The 14,508-nt window shown below is 70.9% G+C and carries 10 protein-coding genes; 5 read left to right on the forward strand and 5 right to left on the reverse strand.

The window, feature by feature from the left end; all coding sequences use genetic code 11:
- Nucleotides 1-65 precede the first annotated feature (65 nt).
- Entirely contained in the window at nucleotides 66-1,490 is a 1,425-nt protein-coding gene (locus AB0E94_RS36980; protein ID WP_360336162.1) for an SDR family NAD(P)-dependent oxidoreductase, read from the forward strand.
- Nucleotides 1,491-1,569: 79 nt separating this feature from the next.
- Here AB0E94_RS36980 and AB0E94_RS36985 read toward each other — a convergent pair whose 3' ends face one another.
- The 4 genes from AB0E94_RS36985 to AB0E94_RS37000 form a co-directional block, all read right to left on the reverse strand.
- A complete protein-coding gene (locus AB0E94_RS36985) occupies nucleotides 1,570-2,196 on the reverse strand; it encodes a hypothetical protein (protein WP_360336164.1) in 627 nt (208 codons plus the stop codon).
- 466 nt (nucleotides 2,197-2,662) lie between these two features.
- The gene (locus AB0E94_RS36990; RefSeq protein WP_360336166.1) at nucleotides 2,663-3,604 is read right to left on the reverse strand and encodes a hypothetical protein; all 942 of its coding nucleotides are present in this window, start codon (nucleotides 3,602-3,604) and stop codon (nucleotides 2,663-2,665) included.
- Nucleotides 3,597-6,584: a DEAD/DEAH box helicase gene (locus tag AB0E94_RS36995; RefSeq protein WP_360336168.1), complete on the reverse strand. Its 2,988-nt coding sequence runs from the start codon at nucleotides 6,582-6,584 to the stop codon at nucleotides 3,597-3,599. Before AB0E94_RS36995 ends, AB0E94_RS36990 begins: the two co-directional genes overlap by 8 nt.
- Nucleotides 6,585-6,700: 116 nt before the next feature.
- On the reverse strand, nucleotides 6,701-7,144 hold the full coding sequence (locus tag AB0E94_RS37000; RefSeq protein ID WP_360336170.1) for a DUF5990 family protein: 444 nt from the start codon (nucleotides 7,142-7,144) through the stop codon (nucleotides 6,701-6,703).
- A gap of 635 nt (nucleotides 7,145-7,779) precedes the next feature.
- Here AB0E94_RS37000 and AB0E94_RS37005 point away from each other — a divergent pair.
- The 4 genes from AB0E94_RS37005 (at nucleotide 7,780) to AB0E94_RS37020 (ending at nucleotide 13,880) form a co-directional block, all read left to right on the forward strand.
- Complete coding sequence (locus tag AB0E94_RS37005) at nucleotides 7,780-9,036, forward strand: esterase (RefSeq protein WP_360336172.1); 1,257 nt, start codon at nucleotides 7,780-7,782, stop codon at nucleotides 9,034-9,036.
- A gap of 10 nt (nucleotides 9,037-9,046) precedes the next feature.
- Nucleotides 9,047-10,282 (forward strand): hypothetical protein, encoded by a 1,236-nt coding sequence (locus AB0E94_RS37010; protein ID WP_360336174.1) that lies wholly within the window; start codon nucleotides 9,047-9,049, stop codon nucleotides 10,280-10,282.
- Between the two features lie 32 nt (nucleotides 10,283-10,314).
- A complete protein-coding gene (locus tag AB0E94_RS37015; RefSeq protein ID WP_360336176.1) occupies nucleotides 10,315-12,522 on the forward strand; it encodes a glycoside hydrolase family 9 protein in 2,208 nt (735 codons plus the stop codon).
- A 77-nt stretch (nucleotides 12,523-12,599) separates the two neighbouring features.
- Entirely contained in the window at nucleotides 12,600-13,880 is a 1,281-nt protein-coding gene (locus AB0E94_RS37020) for a cytochrome P450 (RefSeq protein ID WP_360336178.1), read from the forward strand.
- 78 nt (nucleotides 13,881-13,958) lie between these two features.
- Here the strand turns inward: AB0E94_RS37020 and AB0E94_RS37025 are convergent, their stop codons facing one another.
- Nucleotides 13,959-14,312, reverse strand: coding sequence for an STAS domain-containing protein (locus AB0E94_RS37025; protein WP_360336180.1), 354 nt, complete (start codon nucleotides 14,310-14,312; stop codon nucleotides 13,959-13,961).
- Nucleotides 14,313-14,508 lie beyond the last annotated feature (196 nt).

The raw sequence follows: 14,508 nt of genomic DNA on the forward strand, positions 1-14,508 counted from the left end.
GTGGGGCGCGGGCCCGGCCGGAAAGTACAGTGCGTGCGGGTAGGGAACAGAGGGGGACGTACGAAATGACCGGCATCGACCCGGACGCCGTAAGTGTGGATCCGGACCGCCTGGCGGTCTGCCTGGCGGTCCTGGCCGAGGTGGAACAGCTGCCGACCGAGCACCCGGACGCGGTGCGGGTGCGGCGGGCGACCGCGGGCCTGTTCAAGACGGTGAAGGTGCAGCGCCGTAAGGAGCGCCGCCAGGCTGTCGTGGCGAGCGACCGCGCGGTGACCGAGGCGACCGCGACCGGCGCGCCGGGGCGGATCGACGACGAGACGGCCGGGATTCCGCTGCGCAGCACGGTCCGTGGCGCGACCGCGGGGGTGCTGAAGCAGGCGCGCGGCTGTTATGTGTGCAAGCAGCGGTTCACCGTGGTGGACGCGTTCTACCACCAGCTCTGCCCGTCGTGCGCGGAGCTGAACCATTCGCGGCGGGACGCGCGGACCGACCTGACCGGCCGGACGGCGCTGCTCACCGGCGGGCGCGCCAAGATCGGCATGTACATCGCGTTGCGGCTGCTGCGCGACGGCGCGGACCTGACGATCACGACGCGGTTCCCGCACGACGCGGTCCGCCGCTTCGCGGCGATGCCCGACAGCGCCGACTGGCTGCACCGGCTGCGGGTGGTCGGCATCGATCTGCGGGACCCGGCGCAGGTCGTCGGCCTGGCCGAGTCGGTCGCGGCCCGCGGTCCGCTGGACATTCTGATCAACAACGCAGCCCAGACGGTACGGCGTACGCCAGGCGCCTATTCCGAGCTGGTGGCCGCCGAGTCGGCCCCGTTGCCCGACGGACCGCTGCCTGAGCTGGAGTTCTTCGGTGGCGCCGCGTCGATCGGGTCCTCGCCGGCGGCGGCGCTGACGGCGGCGCACCCGCCCACGCTGTCACCGAAGGAGGTCACCGAGATGGCGCTGACCGCCCGTTCGGTGGCGATCGACGCGGGCGGCCTGGTCCCGGACACCACGTCGACGAACAGCTGGAGCGACCGGGTCCACGAGGTCGCGCCGCTGGAGCTGCTGGAAGTGCAGCTCTGCAACGTGACGGCCCCGTTCATCCTGGTCAGCCGCCTGCGCCCGGCGATGACGGCGTCGAAGTTCCCGCGCCGCTATGTGGTGAACGTGTCGGCCATGGAAGGCATCTTCGCCCGCGGTTACAAGGGCGCCGGCCACCCGCACACGAACATGGCGAAGGCGGCGCTGAACATGCTGACCCGCACGAGCGCGGAGGACATGTTCGCCGACGGCATCCTGATGACCAGCGTCGACACCGGCTGGATCACCGACGAACGGCCGCACCCGACGAAGATGCGCCTGCACGAGGAGGGCTTCCACGCTCCGCTCGACCTGGTGGACGGCGCGGCCCGGGTGTATGACCCGATCGTCCGTGGCGAGCAGGGTGAGGACCTGTACGGCTGTTTCCTGAAGGACTACGCCCCCGTCGCCTGGTAGCCGTGACGCAATCGAAGCGGGCCGCACCTCTCGGTGCGGCCCGCTTCGTCATGTTGGGACATCCACTGCCTGGGCAACGCTAGGCGACGCCGCCGCGGCCGCCACCATGGCCGCCGCCGTGACCGCCGCCGAACCCGCCACCGTGACCGCCACCGAAGCCACCACCGTGGCCGCCGCCGAAGCCACCGCCATGGCCGCCGCCGAAGCCGCCGCCGTGGCCGCCGCCCCAACCGCCACCCCAGCCGCCGCCCCAGCCGCCGCCGTGGCCGTGTCCGTGGCCGTGACCCCAGGGTCCGAACCGCACGCCCGGCCACTGCCAGAACGGGTGCCGGTACCCGACGCCGATGTCGTAGGCGTTGAGCACGTAGGTGGGCCGGTACAGCCAGTTGTCGGGCCATCCACCGCCCCAGGCGCTCCAGCGCCAGTTGTTCTCCGGCACCGAGAGGACGTAGACGTCACCGCGGCCGGGAATGGACGCGAGGCGGTAGTCGAAGTCGTCCCATGCGCCCTGCGCGATGCCGTAGGCACCGGCCTTCTGGCACAGGGAGAGGCTGCTGTACATGCCGACCACGTAGTCGTCATCGTCCCAGCCATCGGTCGCCAGCAGCGACGACGAGGGCGCGGCCTTTTCCGCAGCCTGCGGTGCAGGCTCGGCCGCGGGTGCGGGAGATGCTATGCCCAGCGCTCCGGCAACTACCAGGCTCATGCCGGCAACCGCGAGCATTCGCTTCGGGTTTTTCATTGTCACACCTTTTCAGGACAAATCGCCATGACTTGCCAACCTCATCACGGCCCTCAAAGGGGAACCCGGGGTTTGCCGGAATGCTGACCGTTCGGACGACCCGGCTTGTGTCCGTAAAGCCAGGATTGCCGGTTCTGGGTTTACTCACCAAAGGCACCTGACCAGGGATTTCATCAACCCGACCGGTCAGGCTCCGGCTACCCGGCACGTCCCGCGATACGCCTCTTCACAATATGCAAAAAGGTACTTTGAATACTAGAACCGGCATTCACTCTGGACCGTTTCCCAACAACTGCCCGCTCCGGTCACATCGCTTACCCCGGCGCTCGGTTCTCCCGCAGCCACCACCGCCACCACGCCGAACGCGACGACCGACAGCCCCGCCGGCCCCACCCGCACGAACCGGACAGACCCGAGGCGGGACAGACCCTCAATCGGTTTCCGAGGAGTCCGGCAGCGCCTGATACGCCACCCGCAGCACCTCGGTGACCGGCCGCCCGCCATGCGTCAGCCCGGGAGCATCAAGCTGATCAAGCAACGCATCCGGCCGGAGCATGCGCCCACGCCCCTCCCCCGTCGCGTAAAACCCCGGACTCCCGGCCCCCTCCGACTCGCCGAAGGCCCCCGGGACCTCCGCCCCTCCTGCCGCCGGCTCTCCGGCCGCCCGTGCGAAAGCGCCGGCACCGGACGTTTCCGACCACCCGGCGTCTCCCCAGAACGTGGCCGGATCAGCCGCCGGCACGGGGCGACCCGCAGCCGCCCGATCGCCTTCCGAGCCGTCGTCTCTCCTGGTCTCGCCCACCCCTCCGCTCCGAGAGGTGGCGCCGCCGGAACCCGCGCCCACCGACGAGTCGACGGCGGACGCCTCCCGCAGGCGACGAAGCCGCATCAGCAGTTCGTCACGTGGTCGCCCCCGCCAGGTGAAAACCTCGAACGGATCACTCTCGAACGCCCGGGCCAGCGCATAACAGGTGGCGGCCAGATGGGCGCACGGCATCGGCCATCGCTCGCAGGTGCAGTCCATCGCGACCTCGTCGAGCGACAACGGCAACAGCCCGAGCCCGGCTTCCGCGAAGACCGCATCGATGCCGGGCGGCATCCGCCCGTCAAGCAGGTCAGCGACATACCTCGCCTCGCTGACCAGCGTCTTCTCCACCCGAGCCCACTCGGACGCGCCGAACGCCCGCACCGCGATCCGAGCCCGGAAAGCATTCGGATCATCGGGCCCACGAACCAGGGCGACGACGAGACTGCCGGAGACGGTGAGGCTGCGGACGTGCCCGGCCCGTTCGTCGCGGCGCCCACGAGCGAAGGTCGGCCCCATCCGCAGGGACTCGAACATGCCCAGGAACGCCGGGGAGAAGTCAGTCAACGATGGCCTCCGGCGCGAGAGCGAACAGGTCGCGGATCTCCCCCGCGGACAGGGCGCTGAGCCAGCCCTCGCCGGACCCGACCACCCGTTCGGCGAGAACGCCCTTGTCGCTGAGCACCCGGTCGATGCGCTCCTCCAGGGTGCCGAGGCAGACCAGGGTGTGGATGTGCACGTCCCGGCGCTGCCCGATACGGAACGCACGATCGGACGCCTGACTCTCGGTGGCCGGATTCCACCACCTGTCGATGTGCACCACGTGGTTGGCGGCGGTCAGGTTGAGCCCGGTGCCACCGGCTTTCAGCGACAGCACGAACACCCCCGGCCGCTCGGCCCGCTGGAAGTCGGCGACCATGCTGTCCCGGGCCCCGCGCGGAGTCCCGCCGTGCAGGAACCGCACCGGCACCCCGAACCGGGCGGTCAGATGCGGCGTGAGCATCGTCCCGAACCGGGCGAACTGCGTGAAGCACAGCACGCTCTCCCCCGCCCCGAGCGCATGGTCGACGATCTCCTCCAGCCGGTCGATCTTGCCGGACCGGCCGGGCAGCGGCGAAGCGTCCTTCAGCAGCAGCGCCGGATGCACGCAGGCCTGTTTCAGTTTGGTCATCGCGGCCAGCACCAGGCCCTTGCGCCATTTCTCGCCCGGTTCGGCGAGGCGTTCCAGCAGCTCGTCGAGGACCGCACGATACAGACTGACCTGCTCCAGCGTCATCCCGCACAGGTGCCGGACGTGCCGTTTGGCCGGCAGCTCACCGGCGATGCCATGATCGGCCTTGGTCCGCCGGAGCAGGAACGGCCGGGTCGCCTGCCGCAGCCGGGCCGCCGCGTCCTCCTCCGCATATCGCTCGATCGGCACCGCGAACCGCGCCCGGAACGTGTGCGCCGACGCCAGGATCCCCGGATTGACGAAGTCGAGGATCGACCACAGCTCGGCCAGCCTGTTCTCCACCGGGGTGCCGGTCAGCGCGATCCGGTTACGTGCCGGGAACCGCCGCACCGCCCGCGCGGCGGCCCCACCACTGTTCTTGATGTGCTGCGCCTCGTCGAGCACCACCCGATCCCACGAGATCGCGGCCAGCGCGTCGGCGTCACGCACCGCGGTCGCGTAGGTGGTGAGCACCACGTCGGCCTCCCCGGCGAGAACCGCCGGCTCCTCCCGGTCGGCGCCGTGCAGCACCCGCACCCGCAGCGACGGCGCGAACCGCCCGGCCTCCCGCTGCCAGTTGCCGAGCACCGACAGGGGGCAGACCAGCAGCGCCGGCCCCTCCCGGTGGTGCAGCAGCAGCGCAAGGAGCTGCACGGTCTTGCCCAGGCCCATGTCGTCGGCGAGACACGCGCCGAGCCCCAGCGAGTCGAGAAAGGCCAACCACGAGAAGCCCCTGATCTGGTACGGCCGGAGCGCCCCCACGAATCCCCTGGGTGGTGGCAGCAGCTCCAGCCGCTGGTCGAGGCGCCCGCTGAGCAGGTCGGCCAGCCAGCCCTCACCCCGGGCATCGGTGACCGGAAGTGGCAGCTCCTCGGGTGGCAGCAACCGCACCAGGCGCAGCGCGTCGCCGGCGGTCATCCGCCCACCGCCACGCCGCAGGAACGCCAGCCCGGCGGCGAGCCGCTCCGGATCGAGGAACACCCACCGCCCGCGCAGCCGCACCAGTGGCACCTTGGCCCGGGCCAGGTCGGTCAGGTCGTCCTCGGTGAGGGTGTGCCCGCCGAGCGCCAGCCCCCACTGGTAGCCGACGAGCTCGCGCAGCCCGACCGCCCGATCGCGGAGCACCTGCGACACCGGGTCGCGCCCACGCACCTCGAGCGTCAACCCAAGGCTGGGCCGCCGTCGCCACCAGGCCGGCAGCAGCACCCCGTAGCCGCCCTCCTCCAGCAGCGCGGCGTGACTGAGGAACCGGTGCGCACCCTCGGTGTCGAGCAGCATCTGCCCCGGGTGGGCGCCGTGCAGCGCGTCGGCCAGGTCGGGATAGAGCCGCGCGGCCCGCCCCAGCCCGGCGAGCAGCCGCTCCTGTGGATGTGAGGTCCACCGGCGCAGCGGCGCGGACCTGTCGCGCCAGACGTCGGCCGCCGGAACCAGCACGCTCGGCTCGTCGACGGCCTGCAACAGGAACTCCAGCCGCCACGTGTCCTCGGGCAGCGGCACCTCGGCGGGCATCACCGGCTCGTGCTCGCGCGGGTCGCTCAGCCGGAAACACACCCGCACCTCGGCGCCGCTGGCCGCCTGCTCGAACCAGGCCCCGAGCCGCCCGGCCAGGGTGTCGGCGAGCGCGGGCGCGGCGTCGAACTCGGGATCGCCGGTCAGCGCGGCCAGCCACCCGTAGTCGGCGAGCGTCACCCGGGCCTCGGCCAGCCGGGTCCGCACCAGGCCGTCGACGAGCCGCCCGAGAGCGGCCGCCACCACCTCGTCGGCGCCCGGCTCCGCCCCGGCGACGGTCTGCTCGGCCCGGCAGGCCGCCGGCATGCGATCACGCAGCGCCGCGAGCCGCACCGCGTCGCTCCCGGTCACCACCGGCCGCCACAGCGCCACCGGGCGTGGACCGTCGATCAGCACGCCGGGAAGCACCCGCCCGCGCCGGACCAGCCCGGCCGCGAACCCGCACAACTCGACCAGCCACCCGGCCGACGGCGCGGCCCGCCCCTCGAACTCGGCGACCACGTCCACATCGACGAACGGCACGCTCACCGCCGGAACCCGCCAGGCCCGGGCCCGTGGCGTGCCCCGCCGCTCCGGAAGCCCCAGCAGCGGCGACGGCAGCGGCCCGGCCCCGGTCGACGGGAGCACCAGCGTCGCCTCGCCCCGGGGCTCCCCTGCGGGCAGCCCGCCGGCGCCCACCGCGAACGGATGCGGAGGCGCGGCGCCCCGCCCGGCGGCGGCTCCGGCGGCCACCCCCTCCTCGGCCCAGAGGCTCAGCCCGCCATCACGCCCGACCAGCCCGTGCAGCACCCGCACACCTGCCGCACCGGCCCGGACGATCGCGGTCATGCCGACCCCGGAAGGCGCTGCGCGACACGGTTGCTGAACATGCCGCCGACTCTAGGCCGCCCCTCCGACACTTTCGGCCCGCCGCGACCCCGCCCACCCGGGAAACGTAACCACCGTCACCCCGCGCTCCAGACGATCTCGGGCGGCTTGACCCGGGCACACCGTGGGCCACCGTCCGGACCGGTCAGCCCCAGCCGCCCGACCAGCACACATTCACCGGCGGCACCGGCCCGGAGCAGCTCTCCCGGAATGTCCCCGAACATCAGCTTGGCCCGCCGGAACATCGCGAACCCACCGGTGTCGGTGGCGCCCCAGCACAGATAAAGGAACCGCGCGCCGGGCCGCCCGTGCACCCAGGGCCCACCCACGTCGACGAACCCGTCCACGGCACGGCTGTCCACATCGAACTCCCAGACGGCGAGCTCCTCGAAGACCGCGACCCGCTCGACGACCTCCTTACGGCGCTGCACCCCCACCTGCACCCCACCGAGCCGCAACGCCGCAGCCTGCGGCGCCCCGGCCCGCCCCGGCAGCTCCCGCCCTTCGATCCGGATCCGCATCCCCCGACTCTAGTGAGCCACAAAACCCACCATTCCGCTGCTAAAGCAGCAAAACAACCTCCAGCGCCGATTTCCCCTTCCCCATCCGGTACGACGTCCCAGCCCTCTCAAACAACGACATCCACCCAAGCCAGGAGAGGCACAAGAGCTGCGCCACCCCACGAGCCGTGGCACCCGCCCCAGAACCCAGTCACCGCCCGACGAACCGAGACCGCCCGCAACACAGACCGCCAGCCGTCGCCCAGCACGGTTATCCGACACGCAAAAGCCACCTGAGCGACGGCTGACGACCACCCCCAACCACCAGCCGTCACCCACACCGGTAATCGGCCACCCAAAAGCCGTCTGAGCGACGGCTCGCGGCCGCAACGAGCCTGTCCAGCCCGCAGTGGATCAAGCCCAGCTGGCTCTCACCGCCGCCTCAGGGCCACCGAGACAGCGGTGAGAGCCAGCTGGGCAAGATCGGCAGGGGCCGGGGACCGGGCAGTTCCGCTGCGACGGGGCATGAGAGCGCCCGCCCGGCGCGTCGGGGACTCAGCGGAACGGAACCGGACGGGTGCGGGCGGGTGCAGGCGGGTGCGGGCGGTGATGGCGCACAGCAGGCGCGACGGCTCGGGCGGCGCTAGTGTGCGTTCATGGAGGGTGCCGGCGGGGCGTGGTGCGACGGTGCCGTGCTCCGATTCCGGTATGCCGATCCGGGGCGCCGACTGGCCGCGGTCCGCTTGTGGTCCTCCGCGATCAAGGCTGACCTGGTCTTTCGTGACGAGCTCGGGGCCTGGGAGTGGTCCTGCGCGCGGCCACCGCTGTGGCGGCTCGACTACCACCTGGAGCTGGTCGGCCCGCACGGCGAGCGGCGCAGCACGGCGCCGGCGGAGCTTCGCTGCCCGGACTACACCGAGCCGGACTGGCTGGCGGCGCCGGCTGCGGCGGGAACCTGGCGGCGGATGCCGTTGCCGGGCCTGACGGCCCGGATCTGGTCACCGCGCGTCGATACCGGCCGGATTCTGGTGGCCCACGACGGCCCCGAGTACGACAGTTCCGGCCGACTGGGCGATTACGTAGCGACAGCCATCGAGTCGGGCCGCGTCCGTCCTTTCCATCTGGTGCTCCTGCCGCCGGCCAGACAAGACCAGCCGGCACTCCGGCCGCCGGCCAGACAAGACCGGCCAGCACTCCTGCCGCCGGCCAGGCAAAACCGGCAGGTACTGCCGCCGGCCGGACAAAACCGGCCGGCACTCCTGCCGTCGGCCGGGCAGAGCCGGAAACCGCCGCCGCGGAAAGGTGGCGAGCGCGAGCGGATCTACGCCGCCGACCCGGGATACGCCCGATTCCTGGCGCGGGAGTTGCTGCCGCGAATCAGGGCTCGGCTGGGCGGTGGACCGGTGGTGGGCGCCGGTGTGAGCCTCGGCGCGCTGGCGATGCTGCACGCGCAATGGCGGTTCCCGGAGTCGTTCGCCGGCCTGTTCCTGCAATCGGGGAGCTATTTCCAGCCGCGGCACGACGGGCAGGAGGCCGGTTTCCGGTTGTTCCGGCGGATCGCCCGATTCACCGGCCTGATGCGGCACGCAGGAAGCGGCCCGATGCGGCACGCAGGAAGCGATCCGATGCAGCAGGCGGGTAGCAGCCCGATGCGGCACGCGGGAAGCGGCCCGATCGGGCACGCGGGGAGCGGTCCGATTCGGCACTCGGGGAGCGGGCCGGCGATTCCGGTGTCGCTGACGTGCGGCGCCGCCGAGGAGAACCTGGCGAACAACCGGGACATGGCGGATTCGCTGCGACAGCAGGGGTATGCCGTGGAATTCGCGGAGAACCCGGACGCGCACACGTGGACCGGATGGCGGGATGCGCTGCATCCGCACCTGACCGGCCTGTTGCGACGGGTGTGGATCTAGGGGAGGCGATGTGGCCGACGTCGAGCACACCATCGGCATGCTGCTGGGCACCGAGGACGACTGGCCGCGCGCCTACGAGGCGTTGCTGCGGCGGCTCGGGGTGGTCTCCGGGGCGGACGGGCGGAGTCACCGGGCCCGGCCGGTACGGGTGACGATCGAGCCGTTCAACCTGCGTGACACCCCGAGACACGACCTGGTCATCGACCGCCTGGCGTACTGGTACTACCACCCGCGCGAGTGGCTGAAGAAGGTCGCGCTGATGGACGGCGTCTACCTGTTGAACAGCCCGTTCACGTTCCAGTCGATGGAGAAGCACGCGGCCTATTGCGCGATGATGCGGCTCGGCCTGAAGGTGCCGGAGACGGTTCTGGTGCCGTTCAAGAATCCGCTGGAGAATTCCCGCTGGGCGTATACCGCGGAACGCTACAACCGCCCGTTCGATCTGGAGGCGACGGCCGCCGCGATCGGTTATCCGCTGTGGATGAAACCGTATGACGGCGGCGCCTGGGTGGGGGTCTCGAAGATCCGGAATCCGGCTGAGCTGCACGCCGCCTATGACGCGTCGGGGGAGCGGCTGATGCATCTTCAGGCGTCGGTCGAGGGCTACGACGTGTTCGCCCGCAGTCTGAGCATCGGGCCGGAGACGATGGTGATGAAGTTCCGCCCGGAGCAGCCGATGCACGCCCGCTACGAGGTGGACCACAATTTCCTGTCGGCCGGCGCGGGCGACGAGGTGGTGACGATCTCCCGGTTGGTGAACGCGTTCTTCAGGTGGGAGTTCAATTCCTGTGAATCACTCGTGCGCGCCGACGACGTACACCCGATCGATTATGCGAACGCCTGCCCGGACGTGTCGCTGACGTCGTTGCACTACTATTTTCCGTGGGCGATGACGGCGCTTCTGCGGTGGACGGTGTTCTGCGTGGTGACCGATCGGCGGCCCCGGTTGGACATGGACACGGCGGCGTATTTCGCGGTGGCCGATTCCGATCGCACGTATGCCGAGAAGCTGGCGGAGTACCGAAAGCTGGCGGACGACTACTTCGAGATCGAGAGGTATCGGGAGTTCTGCGAGAAAAGCCTGGGCAATGTGGACGAAATCGTCTACGACTGGGTCTCCTCGGAGGAGTTCCGGTCATTGCTCCGCGAAACGGTCCGCGCCCACTACCCGGTGCACGAGCACGAGAAGTTCCTGGCGCACTTCGGCGGCCTGATCGACGCGTGGATCCGCGATCAGGGGCGTTGACGCCGCAACACGTACGCAATCAATATGTTTCCATGGATCTCTGGGAGCGCTCCCGCAACATTGCCGCAATCACCTTGCTGCTGATCGCCGGCGCCGCGGCGCCGGCCCAGGCCGAAGAAGTCGAACAGGTCGTGAACGGCGGTTTCGACAACGGCACGGACCCCTTCTGGACCAACGCGGGCATGACGATCGGCCTGACCGACGGCCGCGCGTGCGTCGACGTGCCCGGTGGCACGGTGAACCGCTGGGACGCCGCGGTCGGCCAGAACGACATCGACCTGGTCGCCGGCGAGACGTACCGGTTCAGTTTCGACGCGAGCGGCGACGCCGGACATGTGGTCCGCGCGATCACCGGCCTCTCGGTCAGCCCCTACGACACCTACTTCGAGCAGTCGCCGGTCCTCGGCGACTGGCAGCACTACGAGTGGACCTTCACCGCCAACGCGAGCACCGCCCAGGGCCAGGTCGCCTTCCAGGTCGGCGGCAGCCCGGACCCGTGGCGCTTCTGTGTCGACAACGTCTCGCTGGTCGGCGGCGTGCCGCCGGAGGTCTACGAGCCCGACACCGGCCCGCGCGTGCGGGTCAACCAGGTTGCCTACCTGCCGGACGGCCCGAAGGTCGCCACCCTGGTCACCGACTCGACGACGGCCTTGCCGTGGGAGCTTCGCAGCAGCACCGGCCGCGTCCTGGCCCACGGCCGGTCGGCCCCGCGCGGCATCGACGCGTCCTCCGGCCAGAACGTCCACACCATCGACTTCGGAAAATTCAACAGGAGGGCGACCGGCCTCACCCTGGCTGCCGACGGCGAGGTCTCCCGGCCGTTCGACATCGATTCGCATGGGTACGACCAACTGCGCGCCGACGCTCTGCGGATGTACTACACGCAGCGCAGCGGTATCGAGATCAGCAACGACCTACGGCCCGGGTACGCCCGCCCCGCCGGTCACGTCGACGTGGCCCCCAACCAGGGCGACGGCGCTGTCCCCTGCCAGCCGGGCGTCTGCGACTACACCCTGGACGTGCGCGGCGGCTGGTACGACGCCGGCGACCACGGCAAATACGTGGTCAACGGCGGCATCTCGGTGTGGGAGCTGCTCGCCGAGTACGAGCACAACCGTGGCTCCCGCAAACTCGACCTGGACATCCCGGAGAGCGGCAACCGTGTCCCGGACATCCTCGACGAGGCCCGCTGGGAGCTGGAGTTCCTGCTGAGCATGCAGGTCCCGGCCGGTGAGACGAACGCCGGACTGGTCCACCACAAGATCCACGACCAGGCGTGGACCGGCCTGCCGCTGCTGCCGCACCTCGACCCGCAGCCCCGTGAACTGCACCCGGTCTCCACCGCCGCGACCCTGAACCTGGCGGCCACGGCGGCCCAGGCGGCCCGGCTCTACGCCAGGTACGACCGGGCGTTCGCGGCCCGTGCCCTGAGCGCGGCCCGGACCGCGTACACCGCGGCCAAGGCCCACCCGGACCTGCTCGCCCCGGAGTCCGACGGGATCGGCGGCGGCGCGTACAACGACGCCAAGGTCAGCGACGACTTCTACTGGGCGGCCGCCGAGCTCTATCTGACCACCGGCGAGAAGAAGTACGCGGCCGACATCCTGGCCAGCCCGGAGCACACCGCCGACGTGTTCGGCCAGGTGGCGTTCGACTGGGCGGCCACCGCGGCCGCCGCGAAGATCGATCTGGCGCTGGTCCCGAACGGGCTGCCCGGCCTGTCCAAGGTGAAGTGGCAGGTCATCAAGGGCGCCGACAAGTACCTGACGATCCAGCACCAGCACCCGTACGGAGTCGCCTACGCCCCGGCGAACAACGTCTGGGACTGGGGCTCCAGCAGCGTCATCGCCAACAACCTGGTGGTGATCGCGGCCGCGCACCGCCTCACCGGAAAGGACCGCTACCGCGACGGCTTGCTCACCGGCCTGGACTACCTGTTCGGCCGCAACGCGCTGAACATCTCCTACGTCACCGGGTACGGCGAGGTCGCCTCGCAGAACCAGCACAGCCGCTGGTACGCCGCGCAACTCGACCCGTCGCTGCCGCACCCGCCGGCCGGCACCCTGGCCGGTGGCCCGAACTCGTCGATCCAGGACCCGGTCGCGCAGAGCAAGCTGAAGGGCTGCACCGGCCAGTTCTGCTACATCGACGACATCGGCTCGTGGGCCACCAACGAGCTGACCATCAACTGGAACGCCGCTCTCGCCCACGTGATCGGCTACGCGGTCGAACTCGACTGACATCTGTCACACCGTGACGGGTCCCTCCGGCCCTAGGCTCGATGCGAGGGCAAACCAGACAGGGCAAGGGGGACCCGTTGCGCGCTCTACGTTTCGCCACCACCCTGTACCGTCGCCGGCTCGACATCGCCTATCACGGCTACGTCCACGGTGACCCGATGTCCCGGCTGCACCTGGCGCCCGGCCGCCACGATCCGTACGCGATCTACGAGGGTCTCCGCGCTCAGGGCGATCTGGTGCCGACCCGCCTCGGCAACTTCGTGACGGTCAGCCATCAGGTGTGCAACACCGTTCTGCGCGACCGCCGGTTCGGGGTGATGGCGTCGGCAACGACCGGCCCGGCCGCACCGGGTCAGCAGGTCGACATGTCGTTCCTGGACCGTGATCCGCCCGACCACACCCGGCTACGCCGCCTGGCCCAGCCGTCGTTCAGTCCACGGCAGATCACCGGGTTCCGCCCGCAGGTCGAGCAGACCGTCGACAAGCTCCTCGGCGCGGCCGCCGAGCAGGGCACGTTCGACCTGGTGAGCGGCTTCTCGGCGCCGCTTCCGATCGCGGTGATCAGCGACCTGCTCGGTATTCCGGACAGTGACGCGGCCGGGTTCGCCAGGCACGGCGCGGCCATCGGCAGCGCGCTGGACGGCATCCGCTCGCTGAGCCACGCCGCCCGTCTGCAGACCGCGAAGGCGGAGCTCGACGACGTGTTCATCCGGTTGATCGCGTCCCGCCGGGCGGCGCTGGAGTCCGGGGCCACGCCCGTCGACGACGTGATCGGCCGCATCCTGGCCACCGAGGGCGACCAGATCTCGGCACCCGAGATCCTGCCGATGCTGCGGCTGCTGCTGGTCGCCGGGTTCGAGACGACGGTCAACCTGATCGGCAACGCGGTCAACGCGCTGCTCGACCATCCGGAGCAGTGGGAGGCGCTGTGTGCCGACCCGGCCGGTCTGGCCGGACCGGCGGTCGAGGAGACGCTGCGCTGGGATCCGCCGGTGCAGCGGACCGGGCGGTGCGCCCAGGAGGACCTGGAGCTGGCCGGTCAGCGGGTCCGGGCCGGGCAGTTCGTGGTGACGCTGATCGGCGCGGCCGGCCGGGACCCGGCGGTGTTCACCGATCCCGGCCGGTTCGACATCCACCGCACCCCGGAGGCCGATCACCTGGCGTTCTCCAGCGGCATCCACTACTGCGTGGGCGCGCCGCTGGCCCGCCTGGAGGCGACGATCGCTCTCCAGCTCCTGGCCGAACGGATGCCGGGCCTCCAGCGGGCCGGCACGATCCGCCGCCGCAGCTCGGGCCTGATCCGAGGCCCGATCAACTTCCCGGTCCAGATCGGCGGAGCGCCGGCCCGAACCCGGTGAAGCGACCGGCGGCCGGGTCACCGCAGTACCGTCAGCGCGGCGCCGTCACGAGGGCGGTGAAGCTGGTGCGGACGATCGTCAGCCGCCGGTCCGCCAGCCCGGCGCCGCGTTGGCCGAGGACAATCCGAGCAGCCCGGTGAGTCCGGTGAGCCGCAGCTGCCGATGCACGAACTCGCTGGGATTGCGCACCACGAACCGGGCGCCCAGATCGAGCGCCGACCGGTGCCCGCCGACGAGCAGCCCGATCCCGGTCGAATCCATGAACGTGACGAGGGTCAGGTCCACGATCATCAACCGGGGCCGGTCCCGGTTCAGGGCGTCGAGCATCGCGACCCGCAGCCCGCCGACGGTGGACGCGTCGAGACTCCCCCGGACATCCATCACGGTCGCTCCATCGGCCTGTCGTCGTGCCGTCATGGCGGCCCCGCCCATCACACGCCTCCACCCCCGGCGGACCGGACATCCGCCACCGGGCACACCCTCCCCTGCCGAAGCCACGCAACAGCGGACACGGCGTACGCGCGATCGCTCCCGAAAACGCCGCCTGGCGGAAACCGCAAGTGGAGAGACGGGTTTCGGCGCATCGCGCCGATCATCTTGCGTGGCCGTGGGGGCCGGGGTGACGGTG

Origin of the sequence: Actinoplanes sp. NPDC026670 (assembly GCF_040638175.1) — a bacterium.
Classification (GTDB): Bacteria; Actinomycetota; Actinomycetes; order Mycobacteriales; family Micromonosporaceae; genus Actinoplanes.

Bases quoted from the DNA above. Each gene is read 5' to 3' on its own strand.
- AB0E94_RS37005 (WP_360336172.1), top strand. From the start codon at position 7,780: ATGGAGGGTGCCGGCGGGGCGTGGTGCGACGGTGCCGTGCTCCGATTC.
- AB0E94_RS36980 (WP_360336162.1), top strand. From the start codon at position 66: ATGACCGGCATCGACCCGGACGCCGTAAGTGTGGATCCGGACCGCCTG.
- AB0E94_RS36985 (WP_360336164.1), bottom strand. From the start codon at position 2,196: ATGAGCCTGGTAGTTGCCGGAGCGCTGGGCATAGCATCTCCCGCACCC.
- AB0E94_RS37015 (WP_360336176.1), top strand. From the start codon at position 10,315: ATGGATCTCTGGGAGCGCTCCCGCAACATTGCCGCAATCACCTTGCTG.
- AB0E94_RS36995 (WP_360336168.1), bottom strand. From the start codon at position 6,584: ATGACCGCGATCGTCCGGGCCGGTGCGGCAGGTGTGCGGGTGCTGCAC.
- AB0E94_RS37025 (WP_360336180.1), bottom strand. From the start codon at position 14,312: ATGGGCGGGGCCGCCATGACGGCACGACGACAGGCCGATGGAGCGACC.
- AB0E94_RS37000 (WP_360336170.1), bottom strand. From the start codon at position 7,144: ATGCGGATCCGGATCGAAGGGCGGGAGCTGCCGGGGCGGGCCGGGGCG.